The following is a 4,090-nucleotide window of genomic DNA, read 5'->3' as shown; positions in this document are numbered from 1 at the left end:
GGATCATGAATAACCAGGCGATTGCTGTGAGTCGTTGATTCTGTGCGAAATTTGATTCTTGTAGGACCGATGGGCGCTGGAAAAAGCACCATCGGCCGGTTGCTGGCCAAAGAGCTGCGCCTGCCGTTCAAAGATTCCGACAAGGAAATTGAACTGCGCACGGGCGCCAATATCCCGTGGATCTTCGACAAGGAAGGCGAGCCCGGCTTTCGTGACCGTGAGCAGGCGATGATCGCCGAACTGTGCGGATTCGACGGCGTGGTGCTGGCGACCGGCGGTGGCGCGGTAATGCGTGACGCCAACCGCAAGGCCCTGCATGAAGGCGGCCGTGTGGTGTATCTGCACGCCTCCGTCGAGCAGCAGGTCGGCCGCACGGCGCGCGATCGCAATCGGCCGCTGCTGCGCACCGCCAATCCCGAGAAAACCCTGCGCGACCTCCTCGCAATACGTGATCCGCTCTATCGGGAAATCGCCGATCTGGTAGTGGAAACCGATGAACGGCCACCGCGCATGGTAGTGCTCGACATTCTCGACCGCCTGGCGCAGCTTCCACCCCGTTAAAGCATCGCCCGAAATGCGCTATCCTCGGCGTCCTGTCACAGCCCGGCGAGGTTGTGGCGGAGGGCGTGCGAGCGGCGTCATACCCGCTATAGGCCGCAGATAACCAATAATTCAGGGCAGGACGCCTGCTTCCATCTTCACTGTGGGGACACATGCAGACACTCAAGGTCGATCTAGGCGAGCGCAGCTACCCGATTCATATTGGCGAAGGTTTGTTGGATCAGCCCGAGCTGCTGGCTCCGCATATCCATGGGCGGCAAGTGGCAATCATCTCCAACGAGACCGTTGCGCCGCTCTATCTCGAGCGTCTGACTCGCAGCCTTGCGCAGTTCTCAGTGATTTCCGTGGTGCTGCCGGACGGTGAAGCCTTCAAGAACTGGGAAACCCTGCAACTGATCTTCGACGGTCTGCTGACCGCTCGTCATGACCGCCGCACTACCGTGATCGCCCTCGGCGGCGGCGTGATCGGCGATATGGCCGGTTTTGCTGCTGCCTGCTACCAGCGTGGCGTCGATTTCATTCAGATCCCCACTACATTGCTGTCCCAGGTCGATTCGTCGGTGGGCGGCAAGACCGGGATCAACCATCCGCTGGGCAAAAACATGGTCGGCGCGTTCTATCAGCCGAACGTGGTGCTGATCGACACCGCGTCCCTGAAGACCCTGCCACCGCGTGAGCTGTCGGCGGGTTTGGCGGAAGTCATCAAGTACGGCCTGATCTGCGACGAGCCGTTCCTGACCTGGCTGGAGGACAACGTTGACGCCCTGCGTGCGCTGGACCAGAAAGCCCTGACGTATGCCATCGAGCGCTCCTGTGCAGCCAAGGCTGCGGTGGTCGGCGCCGATGAGAAGGAAACCGGCGTACGTGCCACGCTCAATCTCGGCCACACCTTCGGCCACGCCATCGAGACCCACATGGGCTATGGTGTCTGGCTGCATGGTGAAGCGGTGGCGACTGGCACCGTGATGGCGCTGGAGATGTCTGCGCGTCTGGGCTGGATCAGCGAACAGGAGCGCGATCGCGGCATTCGTCTGTTCCAGCGCGCCGGTCTGCCGGTGGTTCCGCCTATAGAGATGAGCGAAGCTGATTTTCTCGAACACATGGCTATTGATAAAAAAGTGATCGACGGTCGTCTGCGCCTGGTGCTGCTGCGCCGGATGGGTGAAGCGGTAGTGACCGACGATTATCCGAAAGAAGTTCTACAGGCCACGCTGGGAGCGGATTACCGCGCCCTGGCTCAGCTTAAAGGTTAATAAGATTCCGATGACTAGTTTGCATGCCGACGAGGCGTTCCTCGGCCATTTCCAGTTAAGTCACGACCCCTTCGCTCCGCGGGTGCCGGGCTTCAAGTTCTTCCCGGCCCAGCGCAAACCGGTGCTGGGTCAACTGCATCACCTGGCGCGTTACAGCCAGTTGCTGTTGGTAGTCACCGGCCCGCAGGGCAGCGGCAAGACGCTGCTGCGTCAGGCACTGGTGGCCAGCACCAACAAGCAATCGGTGCAGAGCGTTGTTGTCTCCGCACGCGGTGCCGGCGATGCGGCGGGCGTGCTGCGTCAGGTCGCTCAGGCGCTTAACGTGGCCCAGGCCGAAGTCGGCGCGATTCTGGATCAGGTGGTGCAACTCGCGCTGACTGGCCAGGAAGTCTATTTGCTGGTGGATGACGCCGAGCAACTCGACGAGTCCGCTCTCGAAGCGCTGATGGCGCTGGGTGCCGGCGCTCCGGAAGGTCGTCCGCATGTGTTCCTGTTCGGTGAGTCGTCGCTGATCGCTCAGCTCGAGGCTTTGCACCTCGAGGAAGAGCGCTTCCACGTCATCGAACTGCAGCCGTACACCGAAGAAGAGACCCGCGAGTATCTCGACCAACGGCTGGAAGGTGCCGGCCGGGGTGTCGAACTTTTCACCGCGGATCAGATCTCTGATATTCACGAAAGCTCCGAGGGTTGGCCGGGCAACATCAACCAGGTCGCTCGCGATGCTCTGATAGAAGTCATGATTGCCAGCCGCTCTGCGGTCAAGCGTCCAAGTATGGGGTTCAACATGCCGAAGAAACACGTATTGGCGATTTCCGCCGTCGTTGTGGTCGCGGTCGCCGCCGCCTGGTTGATGCCGGGTCGCAACAAGGCGCCAACCACCGGCGCACCCGCCAACGAACAGGCACAACTGCCATTGGGCCAGGGCGCTGCCAATGGCGCTGCACCGAACGTCGAGTTCGCCGGCAACACGCAGCCCATGCCATTGCCGCTGGTCGGCAATTCGCAACCGGTGATGCGCGGCCCGTTGGCTGAAGCCGCTGGCGGAATCACCGAAGGCGATGACGGCGTGCCACTGGAAGGCTCCAGCGATACGCCGCCAACCGTGACCACTTCGGCGCCACCAGCGGGCGTTCCAGCCGGGCCTGCACCGACGCCGGTTCCAGTGCCTGCGGCCAAACCTGTGCCTGCTCCGACTCAGATCGCTACTGCCAAGCCTGCTCCGGCAGCGCCAGCACCATCGACCAAACCGGCGCCAGCGCCAGCCAAGCCAGTCGCCGCCGCCAAACCGGCCGAGAAGCCGGTTACCGTGGCCAAAGCCGCCGGTGGCAGCTGGTACGCCGGTCAGCCGACGAGCAACTACGTGGTGCAGATTCTCGGCACCAGCTCCGAAGCGGCCGCGCAAAGCTTCGTCAAGGAACAGGGCGGCGAGTACCGTTATTTCAAGAAAGTCCTCAACGGCAAGCCTCTCTACGTGATCACCTACGGCAACTTCGCCAATCGTGATGCGGCTGTTTCTGCCATCAAGGCCTTGCCAGCGAAGGTTCAGGCTGGTAAACCTTGGCCTCGCACTGTCGCCAGCGTCCAACAGGAACTGGCAACAACTCGCTGAAGATTCGGCGGCCTTACCCAGGCCGCCACTCCAGGCACCTCAAAATTTCCGCAAGTGCGCGCCGCCTCTACAGGCCGCGTGCCTTGTGGTGTCTGCGTCACAGTAGTCTTTGAGTCGTTGCAGTCAAAATTAAAAAAGTTTTGACTAGCACAGCAGATCGCTTTAAACCTTTCACAAATGCGACATAGATTTGCGACATTTCGTCGTCAAATTTGTGAGCGTCTGTGTCGCTGTGTACAATGACCACCCTTTTGCCCCCGCTAAGCCGGCGTACGTTCGGCGCGGATCGCAAGTGGTTGAATTGAAAAGAAATTTGCCTCGAAAAGAGGCAGCCTGGTGAGAAAGTGTCTATGAAAGCAGGTCTGTACCAACCAGATGAATTCAAGGATAACTGCGGTTTCGGCCTGATAGCCCACATGCAGGGCGAGCCCAGTCATACCCTTTTGCAAACGGCCATTGAGGCCCTGACCTGCAAGACCCACCGCGGTGGGATTAATGCCGACGGCAAGACCGGTGACGGTTGCGGTCTGCTGATTCAAAAGCCTGACGCGTTCCTGCGTGCCAGTGCCCAGGAATCCTTCAGCGTCGAACTGCCCAAGCAATATGCCGTGGGCATGGTCTTCTTCCCTCACGCTCCGGCCAAGGCCGAAGCCGCTCGCGAGACCAT

The 4,090-nt window shown here is 60.6% G+C and carries 4 protein-coding genes; all 4 read left to right on the top strand.

Features of this window, described 5'->3' with window-relative positions:
• Positions 1-42 precede the first annotated feature (42 nt).
• On the top strand, positions 43-561 hold the full coding sequence (gene aroK, locus ACIOVB_RS27055; RefSeq protein WP_187679606.1) for a shikimate kinase AroK: 519 nt from the start codon (positions 43-45) through the stop codon (positions 559-561).
• A 152-nt stretch (positions 562-713) separates the two neighbouring features.
• Positions 714-1,814, top strand: coding sequence for a 3-dehydroquinate synthase (aroB, locus tag ACIOVB_RS27050; protein WP_401272219.1), 1,101 nt, complete (start codon positions 714-716; stop codon positions 1,812-1,814).
• A 10-nt stretch (positions 1,815-1,824) separates the two neighbouring features.
• Complete coding sequence (locus ACIOVB_RS27045; RefSeq protein ID WP_401272218.1) at positions 1,825-3,423, top strand: AAA family ATPase; 1,599 nt, start codon at positions 1,825-1,827, stop codon at positions 3,421-3,423.
• A gap of 350 nt (positions 3,424-3,773) precedes the next feature.
• Positions 3,774-4,090: hypothetical protein (locus ACIOVB_RS27040; RefSeq protein ID WP_401272217.1), on the top strand; the 317-nt coding region annotated here is incomplete at its 3' end.

Source organism: Pseudomonas sp. NPDC087639, from assembly GCF_044743385.1.
Classification (GTDB): Bacteria; Pseudomonadota; Gammaproteobacteria; order Pseudomonadales; family Pseudomonadaceae; genus Aquipseudomonas.
This window is presented reverse-complemented; position numbering and strand designations above follow the sequence as displayed.

Bases quoted from the DNA above. Each gene is read 5' to 3' on its own strand.
- aroB (WP_401272219.1), top strand. From the start codon at position 714: ATGCAGACACTCAAGGTCGATCTAGGCGAGCGCAGCTACCCGATTCAT.
- ACIOVB_RS27045 (WP_401272218.1), top strand. From the start codon at position 1,825: ATGACTAGTTTGCATGCCGACGAGGCGTTCCTCGGCCATTTCCAGTTA.